The organism is Alkalibacterium sp., from assembly GCF_046484155.1.
Classification (GTDB): domain Bacteria; phylum Bacillota; class Bacilli; order Lactobacillales; family Carnobacteriaceae_A; genus Alkalibacterium.
Window position 1 is genome coordinate 1 of sequence record NZ_JAWOBT010000014.1, and the last position, 22,664, is coordinate 22,664.

The window sequence follows — 22,664 nt, forward strand, 5'->3', positions numbered from 1 at the left end:
ATCATTGATTAATTCATTTAATGGAATAATGATGCATAAAAACACTTTATCCGAATCTAATACACGCACCTTTTTATTGAAATTAAGTATCTAACAGCATTATTATTCATTGGATTAGATGCTTTTATAACATGGTTTTTTTATGTTAATGCTATTAATAAACCACCTCGATTAGTTTTGCATTACTTAAACAGCTCTAATCGAAGCAGTATTTAAATTAGTAAAAATGAATATTTATTTATTTTTTTTGCTCATCAGTGAATGCTCGCCAGTCTTCATATATCTCAATTAAATCATCATCTAGATAGGAGAGAGCATTCTCTTTTAGAGAATCCGGAACACCATAGAAAGCTCCTGCTATCGAACCTGTGATTGCCGCTAGGGTATCACTGTCTCCTCCAATAGAAATAGCGGTACGGATAGCATCTTCAAATGAAGTCGATTCTATAAAAGCTTTAATCGCTTGAGGTACTGAACCTTGGCACGATACATCAAATTTATAAGAATCTCTTATGTCATCCAGTTTAAAATCCAACGAATAATAATCAGTATCTATTCTGGAATAAATACGACTTTTAGAAAAACCTTTTCGAGCCAGGTAAATAGCAAGAGTCACCGCTTCTGCCCCTTTTAGTCCTTCCTTATGATTATGCGAGACCTTTGTGACCCTCTTAGCTATTTCTAATGCATCCATTTCTGTCCTGCTCGCTAACCCGGCAACACTCACACGCATAGCCGCACCATTGCCATAGCTGTTATACGGTTGAGGGTCATCACTGAAGATCCATTTTATAAAATGACCGCCAAAACCACAGCTAGGATACTTGCGACCGATTTTTTGCATGTAATGAACAGCTAAATTCTCCAGCGAATCATAACCTATAGTATCAAACGTATTTTCCTCTGAAGCCGAACGCTTAGTCTTTTCAGCCTCCATGATCGCCTTACCGACTGCTAGCGTCATTATGCTGTCATCAGTAGGATGACACTCTGTTGTAAACAGAGCAAACTGTTTGCTTTTGTGATTAGCATGTTCAAATCGGGATCCCACTATATCTCCTATAATCGCTCCAATCATTAAATATCCACCTCTCCTGTCTCTCTTTCATTGTACCTTAATAATAATTGTGAATTCATCCGTTAACCTTTGTATACAGTTCATCGCTCATAAGTGCTACCCTTTTTGCTGCATAAAAATAGCCTAGAAGAGAATTCCTGATAGGATTCTTCTTCTAGGCTATTCTGTTTTTTTCAAGCGGGCCTTTTAATTCTAGCCGATTGATGTTTTTTCAAGGGTGGAATGATATCACATATGAATTGGCATATCCATAGCCAATTCAGCAGTATCCATGACAGCTTCCGAAATAGATGGATGCGCGTGTATAGTCATGGCAATATCTTCAGCATTCATACCTGTTTCAATAGCCAAACATAATTCATTGATAATGTCGGGTGCACCTGTTCCTACAATTTGCGCCCCTACGATTGTGTTATAATTTTCGATGTCGGTGATCATACGCACAAACCCCTCTGTCTGATTCAATGACAGAGCCCGTCCATTAGCAGCAAGAGGGAATTGGCTGACCTTGTATTTCCCATTGGATTTTTTTGCTTCCGCAAGAGATACACCAGTCGTAGCCAGTTCCGGTTCGGTATAGACGGTAATGGGAATCTGTTTACATCCGGAATCTACTTTTTCACCGGCTATCACACTTGCGACAACTTTAGCTTCATGAGATGCTTTATTCGCTAATGTCACACCAGGAATAATATCACCGATAGCGTAAATCCCTTCAACATTCGTCTGCTTCGTATCAGAGACTTCAAGATAGCCATCACTTGTTACTTCTACACCGGCTGCTTCCAGATTCAGATTACCGGTATTCGGTTTTCTTCCAGCTGAAACCATAGCAACTTCAGCAGTAACGGTTTTTTCTTCGCCATCCTGCTCATATGTAATAGTAATATCCTTCTGGGTTGTTTTGGAACTCTTGATATTTACATCAGTGATAATATCCATTCCTTTATTTCTATAATTCTCTTCAACAATTTTTGCCATATCTTCATCAAAACACGGCATCAAGTGGGGGGATTTTTCCAAAACTGTTACATGGACTCCGAAGTTACTGTACGCTCCAGCTAATTGGGACCCCACATAGCCTCCGCCGATAATCACGATCGACTTAGGTGCCTGTCGGATGTTCAGTCCATCGGTAGTGTCAAGGACACGTTCTCCAAATGGTACTTCTTCCAACTCAATACGATTCGTACCCGTGGCAAGAATGATATTTTCAAACTCAATTTCCTGTGATCCTTTTTCTGTCTCGACGTTTAAAAGATTTTTGCTTTTAAACGTGGCTGTTCCCATGATTATTTCCACTTTATTTTTTTTCAGGAGTCCCTGAACACCGGAAGTGAGCGTTTTGACAACTTTGTTATCTTTCCAGTCTTGTGTTTTCTCTAAATCCACCTGGACATCATCCGCAGTGATTCCAAAAATGTCCGAATGAGCGGCATCATGATAACGGTGGGCTGCAGTAATAAGTACTTTAGAAGGAATACATCCAATATTAAGACAAGTACCCCCAAAATATTGTTTTTCAATAATCGTTACTTTTTGTCCCAACTGTGCGGCACGAATGGCTGCTACATATCCTCCAGGTCCTGCACCAATAATGACCGTTTGCTTTTTATCTGGCATACACATATCTCCTCATTGTATTTATATAATATTTTTTGCAAGAAACGTGAAAAAGGGTTACACTAAATGGCATTTATCCGCCATTTTATATTTTAATACTTATAAAAATAAATACAAGTATATGAGCTTGATTTTCTTGAAATGGATTCTTTAGATAGACTACTGTCTACTGTATAATTAGAAAAAAACAATACTATCAACATGATCAGGCGTTACCCTCAGTAAACGAATGACTATCGTTCTCATCGAGAGCATCGCAAGAAATCATAAGACGGATGCCATTTTCACAGGACATTGCTACAATAAATCCCTTAATCGCCGGGGGGCTTATCCTTCATAAGATACACAAACTGATAAGTCTTTCTAATATAGTCCAATTTTAAATCCAGTGCAAAATAGTCAGCATTTATTCTGTAGTAACTAGTGCTATTGAAAAGACTTTTTCCAAACATGTAAATCGCTAAGATTATAACTTCGACACTTTTTAAATTTTCTAGAACAGAAGATATCATTTTCATAAAAAGAGTTTACAACTTGTCCGTCGCAGATATAGTCTTAAAGTTTGAATTACTAATTGGTAACCCAGTCCGGATGCATCGCTCCAAAACGCTCGCTTCTCAATGCGTCATGTTCTTCAAACCATGCCTCAAATTCTTATTCGCTCATATCTGGATTGAAATTTTCGAATTGCTCTTCTCTAAATGCTTCGCGTTCTTCCAGCCATTCGTCATCTTGAAACTGTTGTTCTCCGTGACCATGACCGTAGCCATTGCCCGGACCGCTTCCACCGTGCATGCCTTGGCCCATGTGTCCTTGAGCAGAACGGTTAAATGGTCCAGATCCAGACTGGAATTCTCCGTCTGCATTTTCGCCCCCGTTAAATCCATGGAACCCTTGAGCCATGCGCTCCTGCATCCAGTCAAACACACCTGTCTGTTCTTCGGTAGAATCCACTGAATTTTCTTCAGCAGATGCAAAATCAGTGTTTAACGCGGCCAAACCACCCAGTCCTAATACACCGGCTGTTAATATAGTTACTTTTTTGTTCATCATGTTTAACTCCTCCTTTACTTCTTAACTATAGTATAAAAGGTAATTATGGAGAAATAATGAATTTGAAATTTTATATTTTAAATTTTTCTCAACTGACCGTCACTGGTAAATTCCAGGGTCAGATTTGCCTTGGCGGAATATGACAAGACCAGTTCGGCATTGACTTTGTCTGTCTGCTCGTAATGGTTCACCGCTTCCGCTTGAGTGGCCCCACCTAATTGTTTTTTGAACTGCTCTTTTCTGAATGCCTCGCGTTCTTCAAGCGAATCTTCATCCCACTAATGAAGATTAATTTCAATGAATACAATCTTTTCTAAATCAATTACTTCTTCTTCCATATGTCCGATCGACTGACGTGTTGTTTCATACTGCGGATCAGGCACAAGAATTGGTAAGTAAGCACTTAGTTGAACGAATTTTATATGGTAAAAACAAGCGCAAGTTCCTTTTTTCTTTGCCTTTCTCAACCGAATGAATAGAGTGTCGTCTATCTAGTCGATTGACTTATGTATTCTAACATTGGGAGACCAGAACTACAAGAAAAATAACATTTTTTACGTCTCATTCTTCTATTTTTTTGACGTTATGCCCATCGGTAGACGAAGGGCTGATGCGGTACCTTTGGTGTGCGAAGTTTCTATCCATTTCCTTCGAAAGTCGACAGGAGAAAGATAATCTAATGAATCGTGCGGACGAGGACATAATCCATAAGTTCTATTTGTAATTCATTAAGCATCACAAATGCGTTGTCATAGATAAATTCGAACTTTGAAGACTTATGAAATATCACCTATCCAATCTTAAGAACTGCAACCCTTTTTATCTTTACTTCCTGAAGAAACATAACTTATCTAAAAAAGTAGACCCGATTAACTCTAAACTTCTTAAAGTTAATATAACAAAAAAGTTTTAAGTATAAAAAAAAGACAAGAACACGAAATTCATCATGTTCTTGCCTTCAAAATTTTAGTTTAAAGTTATTAAGCTTTAGTTACGTTTGCTGCTTGAAGTCCGCGGTTGCCTTCTTCTGTATCAAAGTTAACTGCTTGTCCTTCGTCTAAAGATTTGAATCCGTCTTCTTGGATTGCTGAGAAATGTACGAATACATCTTCTGCTCCGTCACGTTCGATAAAGCCAAAACCTTTTTCTGCGTTAAACCATTTTACTGTTCCTGTTTCCATATTAAAAATTCCTCCTCGTGCCATTCAGCACAAATTATTTTTACATTATTGCTTAAAGGCCAATTCGGAATGCATTACACAGTTCGTTGTTTGTCTCTTACAATATGTTAAACCTAGTATAACATACTCATAGGATAATGCAAACTTATTTTGCTATTGTACATAAATCAAGACTCATATTTCTTCCTTCTGAACTCTTACATACTCTGAAATCCCTATAACAGCAACGATACCTCGTTTATTTTCCACAAAAAACTTATCTGGACAATCTCCATTTAATTAACAATCATCATTAATTAAGTAGAGATTGTCCATTTTTGTCCATTCCCGTTTGATCTCATCCATGGATATTGAATGATCCATTGTTAGTATATCCTATGATTTCATAACTCAACTGATTTTATTTTTAGTAAAAACAAAAAGGGCGGCTCAATTTGAACCGTCCTTTTTGTTTGAGCAACGTAAATTTCATTTCTTTATAAAAGTTTATCTTTCTTCGAAGTCATCGGGTTTGCTTAAATCGTCAAATTCAATATTATCCAGATAAGCCATATCTTCACTTGAAAGTTCAAAATCAAAAATATCTGCATTTTCTATGATGCGTTTTTCATGAACAGATTTAGTCAGAGTGACGAATCCGTTTTGTAGACTCCATCTCAACAGGATTTGGGCAATGGACTTACCATGCGCGTCACACATAGCCTGAACTTTAGTAATTCCTTCCATATTTTTCATTGGGGAAAGTGGTGACCATGCTTCCACAACCATATTGTGCTTGCGGCTCAACTCTACAGTATCCTCCTGAGTTACACCCGGATGAAGACGAATCTGGTTGACCATAGGCATGATTCTGCAGTTTTCCACAATGTTGTTTAGATGAGGTACGGCAAAGTTACTTAGTCCGATAGCTTTTAGCTTACCTTCGTCATACATATCTTCAAGTGCGCGCCAGGTGTCGATGTTGTCCTGTTTCCAATCTCCACCATTATCTTTGACAACCGGCCAGTGAATCAGGAACAGGTCCAGATAGTCCAAATCCAACCTTTCCAGTGATTCTTCAATAGTCTTGCGGGCTACATCATAACCGTGATTAGTGTTGTTCAGTTTGCTTGTAACAAACAGTTCTTCACGCGGCACGCCGCATTCCTTGATGCCTTTACCGACATATTCCTCATTGCCATACATTTGTGCTGTATCTATGTGGCGATAGCCAGCTTTGACAGCGGCGATTATACCTTCCACAGCCTCATTCGGATCAGTTACCTGCCATGTTCCGTATCCGAGTACTGGAATCTTGACACCATTTGATAAAGTGTAAGTATCATTAAGACTTTCCATCTCTATTTCCTCCTAATTATATATTGTTACAAAAACATTTAACTTATTTATTGTAACAAAAATCAGAATCAAAATTAATAATTCCGACTCATAACCTACTTTTCCAACGGTTTAAGTATACAGACGGGGAGACAGATATACTCTTTCAACCTGATAAACAGTTTAATTCCTCTTAACTTCTCAGTTGGTTTTTTTAATTATTATTACCTTTGTAACTATTTCACACAAAAGAAAAAAACCAGAGCCATAGGTACTCTGGTTTCATTTAATCTAATCGTATAGTGATATGTTCAAGAAATTAATTCGCAGCACTTTCTTCTGCTTTTATTTTGGCCAGTACAACTTTGATTTGATCATACGTTATGGAATCATTCATTGCTTCTTTGATAGGTTTGAGAAAGTCTCTCCCAACTTGTGGAATGACTTCTCTTATTTCTTTATCTGCTTCAGGTGAAACGAATCGGTCAAGATCTATTTCTTTTCCTTTTTCGATCCATTTGCATATATGATTCACTATGGTCATCGTTGACAAGTTTCTCATTTCAGCAATTTCTTCAATCGTCTGTCCTTCTTCAAAATAAGTGACTGTTTCCTCTACTGTATTTTTAGATTGACCTGTTTTTGACGTCTTCTTTGGCTGACTGACTTTTTCTGTTTTCACATTTTTTTGTTTCAAGGTTTCAGCATCTAACTGATGACTAGAAACGTATTCCTTAATGAGAGTAAGGAATACCTCACCGTATTCCTGTAATTTCACATCGCCTACACCGTTTATATTTAAAAAGTCGTTTTCTGTCAGAGGATACTTCGCTGCCATATCGATCAAACTGCGGTCGGTAAAGACAATAAATGGTGGTTTACCTGCCTCTTGGGCAAGTTTTGTCCGTAATTTCCGCAATTCTTCATATAAATTTTCATCATAATGTTCAATATTCTCGACCATCTTGTTTTTCGGAACCGGCTCTTGTTTCAGTTGTTTCCGTATGGATAAGCTCACTTTGGCCTGCAGCAGATCGCTGGTCTTTTCCGTAAACTGCACGATGGGATAGCTGTCGCCATTTAAACGCAGGTAGCCTTCACTCAACATAATGGAAATCATATCTTTGATGTCCCCGTCTGTATAGTCAGACATTAAGCCATGCGTGCTCAATTCGTTGAATCCCAACTGCTGGATACGTTTATTGTTTTTCCCACGGAGGACGTCCGTTATGAGTCCGGTTCCGTATGCTTGCTTCATACGGTAGATGCACGATAAAATCTTCTGGCTTTCAACGGTGATATCCGTGGTGACAGACTCTCCGTCGCAGTTTGAGCAATAGTCACATTCCTGCCAATCCACTTCCTGATCGAAGTATTTCAGTATACTCTTACGCAGGCAGTTTCCTGTTTTACAATAGGTGATCATCGAGTTCAGATTCGCGCGTGCATGCGGAGAATTCCCTTGTTCGATCAGCATCGTATTGGTAATAATGTCTTGGGCTGAATAAAACAGAATGGCTTCCGATGGGGCTCCATCTCTCCCGGCACGACCGGCTTCCTGGTAATAACTTTCCATGTCGAGCGGCATATTATAATGAATGACACGCCTGACGTTTGATTTATCGATGCCCATTCCAAAGGCATTCGTCGCTACCATAATGGGTTTTCGGTCATATAGAAAATCTTCCTGATGGTTCGTCCTTTCTTCCGCACTGATCCCTGCATGGTAATAAGTTACAGGATACCCTTTTTTATCAAGCGTGCTGTAAACTTTATCCACACTTTTACGTGTATTACAGTAAATGATGCTCGATTCTTTCTTATCCATTATCCGCAACAGCTCATTTGCTTTCTTTTTCGGCTTGACGACAGAGAAATAGAGGTTCGGTCGGTCAAAACTGGCGACGTGCTTGAACGGTTTTTCCAGTCTCAATTGCTTAATCATATCTTCCTGAACAATTTTCGTAGCTGTTGCCGTGAAAGCCGCAAATGGCGGACGCGACGATAATACACCCATCAACTCTGGAATCCGTTGATAACTCGTCCTGAAATCATGTCCCCACTGAGATACACAGTGGGCTTCATCCACGGCGATAAGATTAAGATTCCACCTGCGGGCATGTGACATAAACTGCTGATTTCCCAGACGTTCAGGAGAAACATAAAGTAAATCTAACTCTCCCCTTGAAGCCTGCTCCATAATCGCCTGCTGTTCAAAATACGTCAGTTGACTGTTTATATAAGCAGCTCTGACGCCTATCGTCTGCAAGGTATCGACTTGATCCTTCATCAATGAAATCAAAGGCGAAATGACCAAGGTCAAACCGTCCATGAAAATAGCCGGAATCTGGTAACAGATCGATTTTCCGCCACCTGTAGGCATGACACCCAGCACATCTTCTCCTCTGAGAATGGCTTCAATGAGTTCCTGCTGTCCAGGACGGAATGCGTCATAACCATAATAGTGTTTCAGTGTCTCAAAAATACTTTTCATAAATCCTCCATCTATCGTTTGCTTCTATTTAAATTGCTGAACAATTACACTTTATTAGCCAGGTTCTCTAAAGCGTTTCCCTGCATTCTGAATGTAGTCCAGTCATCCATCGGTGTTGCTCCCATTTTCTCATAAAATTGAATAGAGGACTTGTTCCAGTCCAGACATACCCATTCTAGTCGTCCGTAATTTCTCTCACGAGTAAGATTAGCTAAAAAAGTGAAGATTTTACGTCCGATACCTTTCCCTCGCATCTCAGGCTTCACATAAATATCTTCCAGGTAAAGACCCGGTTTCCCAAGAAAAGTTGAAAAGTTAGGGAAAAACAAGGCAAAGGCCACTGGTTCATTTCGATACTCACTAATGATGACTTCAGCCATTTTTTTATCAAATAAGTTTTCTTTTAGACTGTCTTCGGTGGCAACGACTTCATCCAACATATTTTCATAAACAGCCAGTTCCTTGATTAATTCCAATATCAGAGAAAGATCTTTTTGTTCTGCAAAACGTATGGTAACCTGTTCTTCATTATTGTGTTTATGCATTTTAGCGTAATCTCCTCCTATGTATTTCTAGTGAGCTGTGACGCTCATAATTTATCTATTATATCTGTACCGACAAATTTCCGTTTCAACATCCTGATAATAACCTATTCCATTATACTCTAAAATAAATTCGCATTTTTCCAAGACTCTTTGTGAAGACATATTTTCTGCATGACATATCCCATAAATCATTGATATATCATGCTGTTTCATGATTACCGGCAAATAAGCAGTGACAGCTTCTGTCCCATATCCTTTGCCAGTATGCCCTCTGGAAATATGGTATCCAAGCTCCCAATCATTTCCTTTTTGAACTACCTGCACGTAACCAATATTTTTCCCATCTTTGAGGATCACCGGATAGACAAACGGTCCTTTATCGGTCTGGTAACAAGTAATGAGCCTTTCCACAGCCGCTTCTGCTTCATCAAGTGTTGCAAATACCTCGTCCGGTAAAAACCGTCTAGTATCCTCGTATAAAGAATTGAGATGAACACTTTCTATCATACTTCTATCAAATTCAGTTATAATCAATCTGTCAGTTTTTATAAACATTTTACGGTCGATGCCCTCCTGATATATCAAATAGTTATTTCAAATTTATAATAGGATCCAACTGTCTTGCGTCTGTTCTCAATTAAAATCTCCACCCTAAGAGGAACCAGCCTATCAATCCAATAACAATAGCAAGAATGACTATCCAAACTGTCCAGCTGATTTTTCTTTCGTATTTGTTTATATCTTTACCTGCTGTCATTTTCTCAAATGCAGTTACTAAGACTACAACAACAAAAACCAGACTTATGAAAATACCCACACCATTTCCTCCTATTTCTATTTTCATTCAAAATTCTATTAAACAAGTTGCTATATTTTTTTGATTTAAAGGTTATCGATTCAGTATATTTATACAATTCAAGTAAAAAAATGATTCAATCTGCTTACAAATCAAGCTTCATTAAATAATCTATTTGTTCATCATCGCCAAGTTTGAAAACATGTTTGTCATAAGTAACAAACCCTTGTTTTTCATAAAACTTAATAGCACTGACATTCTTCTCCCAGACACCTAACCAGATATAAGCCAGCTGTCTACTCTTTCCAACCTCAACAGCTCTACGAATTAAATGTTTGCCTATGCTATTATTTTTGTATTCATTCAGTACATATATTCTTTGAATTTCCAATGAGTTACTGTGCCCTCTTTCCGTCTGGGCTTCATCATAATTCAGTTTCATATAAGCTGTAATTTCACCATTATACTTAACACAATAAAAAACTGAAGCGAGATTCTCCATTTCAGATGCCACTTTTTCCAAGCTTAAATTCTCTTTTAAATAACTTTCAATATCTTCTTTAGTATTTTCAGCTGAGAAAGTTTCAACAAACGTTTCTTCACTGATTCTTTTTATTTCCAGCAAATCATCTAGACCGGCTTTTTTGATTTTATAATTTTTCATACGTTTAACGCCCCAGTCCATTTACTTTATCTGATATCGCTCATGTTTATTATTCGTTTTTTCAAGCTATCTTTAACCCGAATACATTCTTGTAAATGAAAGAAGCCCCAAGACAACAGCATAAACATGCTTGTCTTAGGCCAATGTATTTATTTGTAATCAGGCATCGTATCTCCATATCATAGAGTCTACCATTCTTATATATTCTAACACTAATTATGATGAAATTGAGATTTAATTGTGGCTACTGATGAAATATGATCACCTAAAGAAATGTTGTCTTACACGTCCTTTAGATATTTTAATTTTTCTTCGATCCTATCAATGAAAATAAAGCCATACAACCCTAAGATAGCATTGAACACGGCCACACTATAGACGCTGAAACGCTCGGCTATTCCAAAATATGCCATCGGTACTATGCTTGTGCCGATGGGACCAATAAACATGAATACTAATGTGACAGCTGCCCATACAGCCAATGACTGATATTTTTTTTGATTTTTTAATCCACCGATAATAATCAGACTAATTGAAACGATCGATAAAACGACCACTACAGCTGTAACGACGTATACGTGCATAACATCTTGAAAAGTCCCGGCATAACCACTATCCGTCAATGGAAAAAGAGTGTATCCTATCGCTGACGCCCAATTCATCACAGCAAACAGATATATCCCAACTCTCAACACTTTATTTCCCTTGCCTTGAATGATTATACAAACCAATACAGAACTCAAACAGGCAAATAGATGGTGAATGGAGACTAGTCCATTTGCGACCACAAATGAAGGGGCAGTCGTTGCAGTTAAATCACTTACTGCCTGACTTCTCCAGTCATAACCAGGGTAATTCATTGCACCGACAACAGTATGCAAGATATAAAACAAGAGGCTTATTATACCTGAAAGGCACAACCAGTTAGTCAGTGTCCTCTCTTTCATCTCATTACTCCCCCCCGATATCTGTAGCATTAAACTTTTTTTCGGCATATACTACTGGCGTACATCACAATTTTTTAATGGGAACATAATCCAGTCTCATCATTATTCTTCTCTCATTTTCTTTTTTTAGGCTTCGGTTCCGGTAATTCATTTGCAGTGAGCTTTATTAATTCGCTGATCCATTCTCGATCATCAATGTTATCCTCTATTAAGAAACTCATTTTTGCTCCTGGGTACGCAGGAGCTTGTTTCACATCATCTATAAATGCCTTCCCTGCTTCGGTTTGTTTCACAAATAGCTGATCATCACATATAAGTGCAACCACTTTTTTGTCACAATAAATGGCATACTCACCAAACATTTTTCTGGAAGTTATACACCCTGCATCCCCTATTTGTTCAACCACATAATCTACAAAATCCTGGCTTGATGACATCTTTTTCCCACCTTTCTCAGGATTTACTTATTTTTCATCAGTCTACTTTTTTCCTTTTCAAATTATAAGAGACGTCCTAAGTAACTTTATCCATCGAATTGCTCAAGACTAAAAAGCGATTTAGAAATTTGAGTCGTTTTTTCATCTGCACATAATTCCAGACTGATTTCCCACAATTTCTCTTGTAACTCCTGATTCAATATTTCCATATCTTCTTTGATTTCTAAAAATTCATTGTTCTTCAAAGTAATAAACTTTCCAGACTTTTTAAGGCTTTCTTCCTGATTTTCAGTAAATAGAGGAGCCATCATTTCTCCGCATTCTTCTATCGTAATAAATCTTCCAAATACCTTCATCAAAGTCGCCATCATTCTCATGAATACAGGAATAATATTGATCTGGTTGCTCCAAACAGTTTTAGGGATTTGAAAGCCGATAAAAGATATTTTTGAATTATTTTTATTTTTGTATAAATTATGCAACTTTACAAGAAGCATCCTTTTTGCAACCATTGCCTGTTGAATACCCGCTTCGTATCCCCAATCTTTTTCCATCTGTATATCATCCCAATTTATTTTACCTCCTTCTGTTACATTAAAAATAACTCTTCCTCCGCTTTGGGATTTTTCCAATAAGCTCAATAAGTTCAAGGTCAACATAAAATGAGATAAATAATTGACTTGGAAATGTGGATCCATTCCATCTTCTGTTTCTACTCTTTGGGCAGCATAACCTAAACCCGCGTTTATAAATATTCCATCTAAAAAAGTGTGTTTATTTTGGATCTCACTTATCGCATTATCAACATCACTGAGTTTTGTGAGGTCACATATAACTAGTGAGACTTTTTCATTGAGAGTCGTTTCTTTAAATTCTTCTATCACTTTATCGCCAAGTTCTTTTGATCTACAAAGAATAATAATTTCGTGTGATTGGTTATCAATAGATGCTAATACCTTAGCAACGCCTTTCCCCATCCCATTCGTACCACCTGTTATGAGTATTTTCATCATTCTACCCTCTTCCTTCTGAAACAAAAGACGCTGCTTTTACGAGTCGTTTTATATCTCTAAGACCAATTTTCCCTTTGAAATAGTTGTTTTCTTTATTCACTGTATCAAGTTTGCTACATAAATCGTCTGGGTCAGCTGTTGAAACCATTTTTGCATTAGTATATCCGGCAGAAACTAACATCCTGGCAAAATTAGGGCTGACCCACTGGATCCTTGTCAGATCAAGCAAAGTATGGATGGATTCAATAAACTCCGGTTCAAATTCACGGTCATTGATAATTTCAGTCTTTTTCTCAGATGAACTCAATGCCTCAAATAATAAAACGGAATTCTGATAACCGAGGGTTTCTAATTTCGCTATATCTTTTTGAAGAAGCCAGTCAAAAGAGCTTAATTGAAATGGCTTTGGGAAATAACTTTCTATTTCTCGTCTAAGTAAAACCAAATAATCATAGTCTATTCCGGTCTTCTTTGATAGCGTCGGTATGTCTTTTTTATTTTTTAATCCTTTTCTCAAATCCTCAAGCGTTAAAAATCCATGCTCTTCAAATTTCAAAAACTCTTCATCAATCTTTTCCAACAGTAAAATCCGGCTTGGGACTAAATCTGTTTCTTCGATCCTCTTTTGCACATTATCAAGGCTCACTTTTTCTGCATCAATATAATAGGACATAGCGATTGCTCCTTTATAATCTTTCTATCCTTAATACAGATTATTCGAATTAAATTACGGCTACCCTTTCATCATGTTGCTTGCCCTTAATATTCAACTAGCGGTTGGAGCTTTTTCTTACTCTTGTTTTAATGATTAGTCTTATATTATTGCTCTTTTAATTAGTTTGAAAGGTTTCAGTAGACTGAATATGAAACTCATTTCACTTAATCCTTTTACTTCAATAGTATCGTCGCAATTTAACCATTGAACTGTAATCCGCTTTGGTTAGTCAACTTATTATCAGTCTTCCACTTTGGTATTCAACATGTGAGCGAATTCCTTAATTGTTTCTTCTCTAATATCAGAGTAGTCTGATGAAATCTTAGCTACTTTTCTAGTGATTGCTTTATCAAAAAAGCTCATGTCCTCGAACTGGAACTGCCCACCGAAGTGTGCGGTGACGCTTGCCTTCGCTATCAATTCAGGTGGAAAGCTGGATTGTAGTTCATCTTTGATAACCTCTTCTTCCTGTATCCCACAAATAAACAAACCAAGATGTTTGCTTTTCAGCATTTCAAGGTGTTCTTCACAAAAAGAAGTGATGTCTTTCCGTATTTGTCCCATATATAGGGGGCCTCCGATGATGATTGTGTCAAAATGAACCAAGTCTTTATTAACACTACTTTCCAAGTCCAAATAATCGACGTGATCATGAATTTTATCACCCAGTAGATGGGCACATTTTTTAGTGCTCCCGTATTTAGTAGCGTAGACAATCAAAGTTTTCATCATTACATCTTCCTTCATAGAATTATGGTTGTATTCAAAATTATCGAGTAGTCTTGCTAGATTAGTTTGACAAGTATCACTAATAACACATATCTTTCTTATTATTTTCATTATACCCAATTTCTTATCGCTATTTCATTGATTAACCCTCTAATTTTTATAATTTCAATTTCATTTAATCGCATTTAAAATGTTTAAGTGACCATTTTCCCATTCAACATAAGGAAAAACACGACTCGACTTCAGAAATGTCGTGTCGTGTTTTTTACATGCAAAAATAAAATCAAATTAAACGAGGAAAAAAAAAGAATTAAATAATATTGATTCTATTTTTTCCGCTTTTTTATTTTATTTTCTGCTTAATTCTTTTCATAATTTCACGTTTCAAGAAAAGGGAAACTGTAATTAAAATTACCAAACCAAGTAATTGAATTTCGAATGTTGCTTTTATCCACAATTTTGTAGTCAATAAGATTATAAAAAGTATAATCCCAATTAATATCGCTGTTTCTTTTTTCATACATACCCTCCTCATCATCGGCCAGTTTATACTTGTTTAATGGTTTTCTGTTTGCAACTGTATGTTTATGTAGCCTCGGAAACAACGGAGTAAATAAAACTTAAATTGTACGGTTTTACATAATGTCCCGCCACAAACGAAGTCTCATAATAATAGCCTCTTTAATCGCAGATTAAGTTATTTTATTTAGAAAGAATAAATGTTGATCATCTTTTATTCTCGAGTTTTCCTTTCGATAATAAGTTACACCTATTCAACTATTAGCAATATATATTGATCTAGATAGAGTAAAAGCGTTTATTGATAATACCTGGAATACCGTAAAAATCAGCTTCAACTATAGAAACTGTTACGGTAAATACTTTCACTACCTCTTCCCACGAAAATCCGTCCATATAAGGTCTTCAAGATAGCTAGGTCTAATCCCTTAATCATTATCATTAAGTTTATTATACCCAATCACTTATTGAAAGTTCATTGATTAAACCTTATAATTTTGTCGTGTTAACATCCTTTTGTGGAATCCAGTGAAAAGATACTTATAACCTGCTGTTCATTATTAAATATCATCACTCTATGTCTCTTAGTGTGAAAGCGATAAAGTATTTGATATAATGGTCAAGTATAAGTCAGTAAAAATCTGTTTATTAGGAGCGTCTAATTATGAAAGCAATAATTACAGGTATGAACGGGACAGTTGCCCCCTTTGTTTATGACGAATTAAAAAAACAGAATATTGATGTTGTGATTTGGAACCGGGAAGAAGTAGGCATTGATAGTGAAAAAGTTGTTTTTAATTTTATTAAAGAGACACAACCTGACCTATTCTTCCATATTGCAACGGGTCCAGTAGAATGGGTAGAGTATATTGCAAAAGCCACAAATGCGCTAGGCGTAAAACTATTATTCACTAGTACGGTCATGGTGTTCTCTGAAAAAGGCACAGGTCCGTATGATATTCAAAGCGTTCCGAATTCGGAAGAAGACTATGGTCGTTACAAGATTGAGTGTGAGAATATTGTGAGAGAATATAATCCGAATGCAGTCATTACCAGATTGGGCTGGCAAATAGGATCAAAAACTGGATCAAATGATATGTTCAGCTTTCTGGTAAAAGAACAAGAGGAAAATGGATTCATTGAGGCTAGCTCAAGATGGTATCCTTCGTGTAGTTTCCTGGAAGAAACAGCTAAGACAATTGTTAACGTCGCACTAGAATATAAACCTGATACCTATCTGGTGAATTCTAATAAAAATTATAGCTTTTATGATATCGTTAGCCACCTGAAAGAAAAACATCGAACAGATTGGGAGATTCATGAAATCACTTCTTTTGTTCGTGATGACCGTATGTATGATGAACGTATTAAAATCAAGGAATTATTTTAATTTAGCAATGTGATTTTTTATAATAATATATATATAAAAAAGGCTTCGTCTGTAATTCGACGAAGCCTCTTTTTATTGTTATTAATTAAATATCTATGGATAGAGAATTCTCACTGTCACCTGTCTCGTTTTCAAGTTTTTCTTGGAAGTCATCCAGAAGTGCACGCACTTCATCTGTTGTTTTTGTTTCCATTAATTGACTTCTTAAACCACTTGCACCGCGTATGCCACGAACATAAATTTTAAAGAAACGGCGAAGCGGCTTGAACGACTGAGTCATTTCTGAAGAAAACTCATACTCGTCAAAGAAGTCCAAGTGCAGCCTCAATAGGTCAAGCATTTCATCATTAGAGTGCTCTTTTATTTCTTTTTCAAAGGCAAATGGATTCGTGAAAACGCCGCGCCCGATCATGACGCCATCGACACCATATCTTTCAACCAATTTCATTCCCGTTTCACGGTCAGGAATGTCTCCATTGATTGTTATGAGTGTATCGGGAGCTACTTCGTCACGCAGTTTCATGATTTCCGGAATCAGTTCCCAATGCGCATCATATTTGCTCATTTCCTTTTTCGTACGCAAATGGATAGACAGATTTACAATATCCTGGTTCAGTAGATGCGTAATCCAGTCACGCCACTCATCCAGTTCGGTGTAACCAAGTCTTGTTTTCACGCTTACTGGCAAGCCGCCTGTTTTGGCTACTTCGATTAACTCAGAAGCCACTTCTGGACGACGGATCAGCCCACTGCCTTTTCCTTTTCCCGCCACATTCGGCACAGGGCAGCCCATATTGATATCTATCCCTTTGAATCCTTCTTCCATCAGCCCAACACTCATTTCTCGGAAGTGCTCAGGCTGATCCCCCCATATATGAGCGACAAGCGGCTGTTCGTCCTCTGTAAAGGTCAAACGCCCACGTACACTATTACGCCCTTCTGGATGACAATAGCTTACTGTATTCGTAAATTCTGTAAAAAACACATCCGGGCGGCCTGCTTCACTTATAACATGACGAAACACAACGTTCGTCACATCTTCCATGGGTGCCAGGATAAAAAACGGTTTCGGCAAATCTTTCCAAAAGTTATCTTTCATATTTAAATAAATCCTTTCGCTTTTAAAGTACCTTTAAAGTTATATAGAACACAGCAATAAACAAATTTTCTGAGTTCGTTCATTTTTTCTCACAAGTAAATTTCTTACATCTAGCTTTATCTATTTTAACTTTTATAGCGGTTTTGTCAAATGTTAGATCCAAAAATATCCTTACGTGACTAAATGATTTTGATGTTTGATGTTTAACTTTTATCTGTTTGATAGTCAAAATATGAATAATCTTACACTACTATTTAAAAAATTCATTTTATAGTCTAAAAAAGCACCCATAATCTGGGTGCTTAGTATCCCATTATTCTATTAGTTAGTAGTTATTTTTGCGATGGACTAGTTACACTACTGGTAAAAAGTTACAGCGATTAAAATAAGAACCAGCCCGTTAACAGACCGAAAACAAGACTGTATATAACCATTTCAAGATAGAGCTTACCCATCGCTTTTCTATTTAAATATTTGGGTTTCATATAAACAAGACCTTCAATATTGTGAGGAAAAGGTATTGCACTCCCAACATCTGTATATATAAACATCAAGCTACTTAAAAATATAAAACGAATTAAAAAATCAGTGTCACCCAATAAATTTAAAATCGGATAAAGTACCATAGACATCAGCAGACCTCTAATGACTTGGGCTGGGAGAAACCATTTTTCTACATGCTTCCTGTCGCTTTCATCTGACATATCCCTAACATAGTCAATTAATCGCTTCTGTTTTTCGTATAAATCTTTACTTAGTTTTAATGCGACTGCCCCTGCAAAAGTATAAGCTACTGTATGAATAATGATAAACCAAAAACTGAATATCAAATATCTCATTTTAATCACCCCATATTTTTCAGCAGATTTTTCAATCATCGATTATTTTTACATGGCTTCCCCCAGCATTGCTGCTTAGATTGGTATTATGCTTTTATCCATATTTATACCCTTTATAAAGAGCAGATATAGATTCTACTATAGTAACAATAATAATAACTACCGTTGTGAGTAATAACGCCCTCTCAAAAGATATCGGCACGTACTGCTCAAATTGTTGAACGAACCCACTATTCCAAATATCCAAATTATAAATAACATGGATAAATAATGCTGCAGATATTACATTTAGCACAGTAATAATCATTGCATTTTTGGTCGTCCATTTGCCTTTAATAATTTTAATTAATTCGACTACTATATTGATAGTGAATATCACAAAGACAAATAGTCTGAATGGATTGACTTGCTCTGTATTAAACAGTGGAATAAAACTGACTTCACTACCTGTTCTGTAATATATCCCAATCCTCTCATACAGCAAGAAAAATAAAAGAAGAAAAATTGTACTGATAACAATAGAAAAGATGGATTCTCCCCTTGATATAAAAGCCTTTTTTTCCGGTAACGCTGACAATTGAGAAGGTTCCCACATCACTTCATCTGTCCCGTTTTCAATAGACACTTCATAGTATTCAAATAAAGCAAAAATAGCAGTTACCCAGGCTGCACCTTGCAAAACAGCAGAAAATAAAGAAATCAAATAATTTCCAAACAATTCGGTTAGACTATCTATCGAGAATAGAGCACCCACGACAGTGGCGACAGATATCCCGATTATGACAGATATAACAACGATTTTCATAACAAAAAGATATTTGTAAAAGTATTTGGGTCCAATGAGATAGCGTTCTTTTCCTCTGTAACGATCTGCCAATTCTCTTGGATTTCCGAGCTCTCGCAATACTCTGTCTATTTTTTCTTCTTCTGTGAGAGTATCATCCTTTTCATGCATCATGTCGTCAATTAAGGCTCTTAATTCGCTAGCCACTTCTTTTCTCGATTTTTCCGGTAGTTCTCTAGTGACTGCATAAATATATTTGTCAATCACTGTGATCCCTCCTCAATTTAAGTGATTCACACCGTTCTGTTAATTACCTTGACTTTTGAACTCTTTTCTTATGTATGTCACGTTACGCTGAATCTTTATATACCCGATTTATTTACCTACTCTCTTTCTCTTAGTATACTCTTCGATTCATCCGGGTACCAAAGTGAACCCTTAATGGTTCATGTTCAGAAAATTTGACTGCACTTTCTTCTGAAACCGCTTGCCCCAGAAAATGTCAGTTGTGTGATTGGATGATTTAATATAAAATAAAAGTTTGGATACATATATAGATTTAATAACATATAAAAGGAGGGACTATCATGTCTCCAAATAGAATTGGTTTTAGCTTTTTACTGATTGGTATTTTTCTACTTGTCGGAAAAGCTTTCCGGTACCGCACCAAATGGCTGCACAACTTATTCCTGCCAAGTTCAATCATTGCCGGCTTCGTCGCATTAATGTTAGGACCAGATGTTTTGGGAAGAATGACTTCCACCTTGCTGGATGACTCATCCTTATTTTATACGGGATTGATCCCGGATTTTGTGTTAAACGTTTGGCGTCCACTTCCTGGGATGTTCATTAATATTGTCTTTGCCTCACTTTTTATAGGTAAAGCCATTCCTAGCCTGAAAAGGGTCTGGCATACTGCTGGACCACAGATCGTCATGGGGCAAGTTGTATCCTGGGGACAATACGTAGTCGGCTTACTGTTAACGTTATTCGTATTGACTCCTGTATTCGGGATGAACCCACTTGCCGGGGGACTGATTGAGATTGCTTTTGTCGGTGGACACGGGACTGCCGCTGGCTTGTCGGATACATTTACTGATCTCGGATTTCCTGAAGGACTTGATTTGGCTCTCGGACTGGCAACTGTCGGAATATTGAGTGGTGTTCTTGTCGGTATTCTGATCATCAACATTGCTTTTCGCAAAGGGGTAGCCAAACATGTCGGTGGTAAGCCTTACTTTACTGAGGAGGAACGTGAAGCCATTGGCGAAACGTACGGGTACGACTTGGAACCTGACGTAAAGGAAGCAAAAGCAATTGAACCGCTGGCCTTTCACTTTGCTCTCATTGCCCTGGCGATCGTCATCGGCTACATTCTTCAGCAGGGTCTGATCATTCTTGAAGCCTCAACCTGGGGAGCATGGTCAGATATCTATCTCCTCAGTTATGTCCCGCTCTTCCCGCTTGCAATGATCGGCGGTATAGTGGTTCAGCTTGTCTCGGGGAAACTGAAAATAGCTGACTATATCGATCCTATCTTAATTAGTAAAATAGCAGGATTTGCACTGGACATTCTACTTTTCTCTGCACTGGCGACCATATCATTGGCAGTCATTGGTGATAATATCATCCCGTTCTTTTTGATATCCATAACGGCAGTCTTGTGGAACGTCTTTGCCTTCCTATTTCTCGCTCCTCGTCTGATACCGAATCATTGGTTTGAAAGAGGTCTGGGGGATTTCGGTCAGTCAACAGGCATGGCTGCGACAGGTATACTCTTAATGAAAATAGCCGATCCTGAGCATCAGACACCTGCGCTGGAAAGTTATGGATACAAACAGATTTTGTTTGAACCCTTTGTCGGCGGAGGTATCGTTACCGCTGCTGCCCTTCCGTTTATCCATCAATTTGGGCCCGTAGCCTTTCTGATACTATCAATCATTGTGACACTAGCCTTTTTAACTTTTGGCTTCGTATATTTTGGCAAAAAAAAAGTGGTTGACTAACAAGAGACACATACGCAAACTATCCCCTGATTATTTTTAGGGGATAGTTTTTTATTATAAAACGCAATGAATGTGTTTATGAGGTGTTCTTATACCAGTGTTTTTGCACTATTAATTGTAAAATCATTCTTAGTCCCTTCTGCTTCAATAAATGAAGGCCTGGGACCTGCTTCACCTACCCAGTACTCGTTGACATTGGGCGGAATGGTAAACACTAAGTGTGAGAGCCCGTAAATAATAGAGCGGGAAGCGTTCTCTCACTTTCTGTTCTTTAGGATCATTGGCAACATCCGATTGTTTTCCCAAATCAGTAAGTCTCCCAAACCAATCATTGATGCTAAAAGGATAGCTAATCTTTTTAGGTAAGCTAGATATGATATCTCATACCTTTCCAATCAATAAGGTGAAATTCATTTCTGGAGTTCTTCTCTTGCAGAATAAATCCTTTCTTGATTCAAGGATTACAATACTGACAATTACCCGGATCTGCTTGTTCTATTCCGTCTGGGTACATTTTTTCTTCTTTGTATTCACATTTGTTGCAGCTGTATTGATACGATAAAGTCAGTTCGGTAGGTTGTTTACACCATTTGCAGGGCAGCCCTTTTTTTCTTTCAGTCGCTTTGAAACCCGGCCATTCGCACTTCGGGCAGAGACTACGTATGTTTTTGACAAGGTCCCTAGTTGCGGCCTCGATGTTTTTCATGCGTTTTGGATTGTACAATGCTCTCATATCTGTTTCTACGAAAACTTCGCTGTTAGTTGATTTTCCTAAAGCAAAGGTAACTGCTTTCTCGAGATCTTCTTTCGTTATAATTCCCTTGATCATTTCGCTGGAATCCTTTGTACGCTCACTTAATTTTATAACCATGCCTGTCTCGGGAAAACCCGCGGATAAAGAAAATTCATAAGCTTCCGTAAAGCTTTTCACCACCTTGTGTTTAAAATCAGTTTCAGTAGTCGTTGCAATTCCGCTGATCTCAATATCATTCTCTTTATCAATTAATGATACGACTTCTCGGTTGAAAGGAATAAACGGGACAAAGGGATGAGGACCAAAGGTTCCTTCACTGGCAATAGCCAAGGTTTCGCCATATAAAGCCATCGCACCTTCAGCTTTACGTCGTGTCGCTTCAAGTTGACCTCCAGTACGTTCGACATCCCCGGTAAAAGTACCAAACTTATCCGAATCAAACCCTTTTGGTACAATGATTTTAATCTCCAGCTCTTTCTCCAATATAGGTGAAATGACTTCTTCCTTTTTGTGCATCGTTGCCAAGATCCCTATCCGGTTCTGAAACAATGACTGTACGACTTTTTTATGACTCAACAGTTATTCTCCTTTTTTGTTCATCATAAACTTTTATACTATAATAGTGTTATGAAAGTTTTATTCCCCTGTATCATATCAGGTTGAAGTGTAAAATGCATTTAC

The 22,664-nt window shown here is 37.4% G+C and carries 23 protein-coding genes; 2 read left to right on the forward strand and 21 right to left on the reverse strand.

The annotated features are described in order from the left end of the window. Positions 1-238: 238 nt before the first annotated feature. The 16 genes from R6U02_RS01335 to R6U02_RS01410 all read right to left on the reverse strand — a co-directional run bounded on the left by R6U02_RS01335 (position 239) and on the right by R6U02_RS01410 (position 15,112). Positions 239-1,078 carry an ADP-ribosylglycohydrolase family protein gene (locus tag R6U02_RS01335; RefSeq protein WP_410261828.1) on the reverse strand — a complete coding sequence of 280 codons (840 nt, stop codon included), beginning with the start codon at positions 1,076-1,078 and terminating at the stop codon, positions 239-241. 228 nt (positions 1,079-1,306) lie between these two features. Next, positions 1,307-2,701, reverse strand: coding sequence for a dihydrolipoyl dehydrogenase (gene lpdA, locus R6U02_RS01340; RefSeq protein ID WP_410261829.1), 1,395 nt, complete (start codon positions 2,699-2,701; stop codon positions 1,307-1,309). A 654-nt stretch (positions 2,702-3,355) separates the two neighbouring features. Then, positions 3,356-3,754, reverse strand: a complete 399-nt coding sequence (locus R6U02_RS01345; RefSeq protein WP_410261830.1) for a hypothetical protein — start codon at positions 3,752-3,754, stop codon at positions 3,356-3,358. A gap of 980 nt (positions 3,755-4,734) precedes the next feature. Beyond that, complete coding sequence (locus R6U02_RS01350) at positions 4,735-4,935, reverse strand: cold-shock protein (protein ID WP_071848620.1); 201 nt, start codon at positions 4,933-4,935, stop codon at positions 4,735-4,737. Between the two features lie 486 nt (positions 4,936-5,421). Beyond that, positions 5,422-6,273 carry an aldo/keto reductase gene (locus R6U02_RS01355; protein ID WP_410261831.1) on the reverse strand — a complete coding sequence of 284 codons (852 nt, stop codon included), beginning with the start codon at positions 6,271-6,273 and terminating at the stop codon, positions 5,422-5,424. A 298-nt stretch (positions 6,274-6,571) separates the two neighbouring features. Beyond that, positions 6,572-8,746: a DNA helicase RecQ gene (recQ, locus tag R6U02_RS01360; protein ID WP_410261832.1), complete on the reverse strand. Its 2,175-nt coding sequence runs from the start codon at positions 8,744-8,746 to the stop codon at positions 6,572-6,574. Between the two features lie 44 nt (positions 8,747-8,790). After that, complete coding sequence (locus tag R6U02_RS01365) at positions 8,791-9,291, reverse strand: N-acetyltransferase family protein (protein ID WP_410261833.1); 501 nt, start codon at positions 9,289-9,291, stop codon at positions 8,791-8,793. A gap of 51 nt (positions 9,292-9,342) precedes the next feature. After that, a complete protein-coding gene (locus tag R6U02_RS01370; protein WP_410261834.1) occupies positions 9,343-9,846 on the reverse strand; it encodes a GNAT family N-acetyltransferase in 504 nt (167 codons plus the stop codon). Between the two features lie 82 nt (positions 9,847-9,928). Continuing rightward, positions 9,929-10,108 carry a hypothetical protein gene (locus R6U02_RS01375; protein WP_410261835.1) on the reverse strand — a complete coding sequence of 60 codons (180 nt, stop codon included), beginning with the start codon at positions 10,106-10,108 and terminating at the stop codon, positions 9,929-9,931. Between the two features lie 124 nt (positions 10,109-10,232). Further along, on the reverse strand, positions 10,233-10,751 hold the full coding sequence (locus R6U02_RS01380; protein WP_410261836.1) for a GNAT family N-acetyltransferase: 519 nt from the start codon (positions 10,749-10,751) through the stop codon (positions 10,233-10,235). A gap of 281 nt (positions 10,752-11,032) precedes the next feature. Then, positions 11,033-11,698 carry a DUF998 domain-containing protein gene (locus R6U02_RS01385; RefSeq protein ID WP_410261837.1) on the reverse strand — a complete coding sequence of 222 codons (666 nt, stop codon included), beginning with the start codon at positions 11,696-11,698 and terminating at the stop codon, positions 11,033-11,035. A gap of 113 nt (positions 11,699-11,811) precedes the next feature. Further along, complete coding sequence (locus R6U02_RS01390; RefSeq protein ID WP_410261838.1) at positions 11,812-12,135, reverse strand: TfoX/Sxy family protein; 324 nt, start codon at positions 12,133-12,135, stop codon at positions 11,812-11,814. An 86-nt stretch (positions 12,136-12,221) separates the two neighbouring features. Then, entirely contained in the window at positions 12,222-13,148 is a 927-nt protein-coding gene (locus tag R6U02_RS01395; RefSeq protein ID WP_410261839.1) for an SDR family NAD(P)-dependent oxidoreductase, read from the reverse strand. A 1-nt stretch (position 13,149) separates the two neighbouring features. Next, on the reverse strand, positions 13,150-13,728 hold the full coding sequence (locus R6U02_RS01400) for a DUF4332 domain-containing protein (RefSeq protein WP_410261840.1): 579 nt from the start codon (positions 13,726-13,728) through the stop codon (positions 13,150-13,152). 375 nt (positions 13,729-14,103) lie between these two features. Beyond that, positions 14,104-14,610 (reverse strand): flavodoxin domain-containing protein, encoded by a 507-nt coding sequence (locus R6U02_RS01405; RefSeq protein WP_410261841.1) that lies wholly within the window; start codon positions 14,608-14,610, stop codon positions 14,104-14,106. Between the two features lie 325 nt (positions 14,611-14,935). Next, positions 14,936-15,112, reverse strand: coding sequence for a hypothetical protein (locus R6U02_RS01410; RefSeq protein WP_410261842.1), 177 nt, complete (start codon positions 15,110-15,112; stop codon positions 14,936-14,938). Between the two features lie 663 nt (positions 15,113-15,775). On the opposite strand from R6U02_RS01410, the gene R6U02_RS01415 reads away from it, so the two are divergent. After that, the gene (locus R6U02_RS01415) at positions 15,776-16,501 is read left to right on the forward strand and encodes a sugar nucleotide-binding protein (protein WP_410261843.1); all 726 of its coding nucleotides are present in this window, start codon (positions 15,776-15,778) and stop codon (positions 16,499-16,501) included. Between the two features lie 85 nt (positions 16,502-16,586). Here R6U02_RS01415 and R6U02_RS01420 read toward each other — a convergent pair whose 3' ends face one another. The 3 genes from R6U02_RS01420 to R6U02_RS01430 form a co-directional block, all read right to left on the reverse strand. Beyond that, positions 16,587-17,600: a tRNA dihydrouridine synthase gene (locus R6U02_RS01420; RefSeq protein WP_410261844.1), complete on the reverse strand. Its 1,014-nt coding sequence runs from the start codon at positions 17,598-17,600 to the stop codon at positions 16,587-16,589. A 380-nt stretch (positions 17,601-17,980) separates the two neighbouring features. Further along, positions 17,981-18,478 (reverse strand): hypothetical protein, encoded by a 498-nt coding sequence (locus tag R6U02_RS01425; RefSeq protein ID WP_410261845.1) that lies wholly within the window; start codon positions 18,476-18,478, stop codon positions 17,981-17,983. 55 nt (positions 18,479-18,533) lie between these two features. Further along, positions 18,534-19,490, reverse strand: coding sequence for an HAAS signaling domain-containing protein (locus R6U02_RS01430; RefSeq protein ID WP_410261846.1), 957 nt, complete (start codon positions 19,488-19,490; stop codon positions 18,534-18,536). Positions 19,491-19,810: 320 nt separating this feature from the next. Between R6U02_RS01430 and R6U02_RS01435 the strand changes: the two genes are divergently transcribed. Beyond that, on the forward strand, positions 19,811-21,229 hold the full coding sequence (locus tag R6U02_RS01435) for a sodium/glutamate symporter (protein ID WP_410261847.1): 1,419 nt from the start codon (positions 19,811-19,813) through the stop codon (positions 21,227-21,229). A gap of 89 nt (positions 21,230-21,318) precedes the next feature. Here R6U02_RS01435 and R6U02_RS01440 read toward each other — a convergent pair whose 3' ends face one another. Together R6U02_RS01440 and R6U02_RS01445 are read right to left on the reverse strand one after the other, a co-directional pair. After that, positions 21,319-21,444 (reverse strand): hypothetical protein, encoded by a 126-nt coding sequence (locus R6U02_RS01440; protein ID WP_410261848.1) that lies wholly within the window; start codon positions 21,442-21,444, stop codon positions 21,319-21,321. A 239-nt stretch (positions 21,445-21,683) separates the two neighbouring features. Continuing rightward, positions 21,684-22,559 (reverse strand): DUF6671 family protein, encoded by an 876-nt coding sequence (locus tag R6U02_RS01445; RefSeq protein ID WP_410261849.1) that lies wholly within the window; start codon positions 22,557-22,559, stop codon positions 21,684-21,686. Positions 22,560-22,664 lie beyond the last annotated feature (105 nt).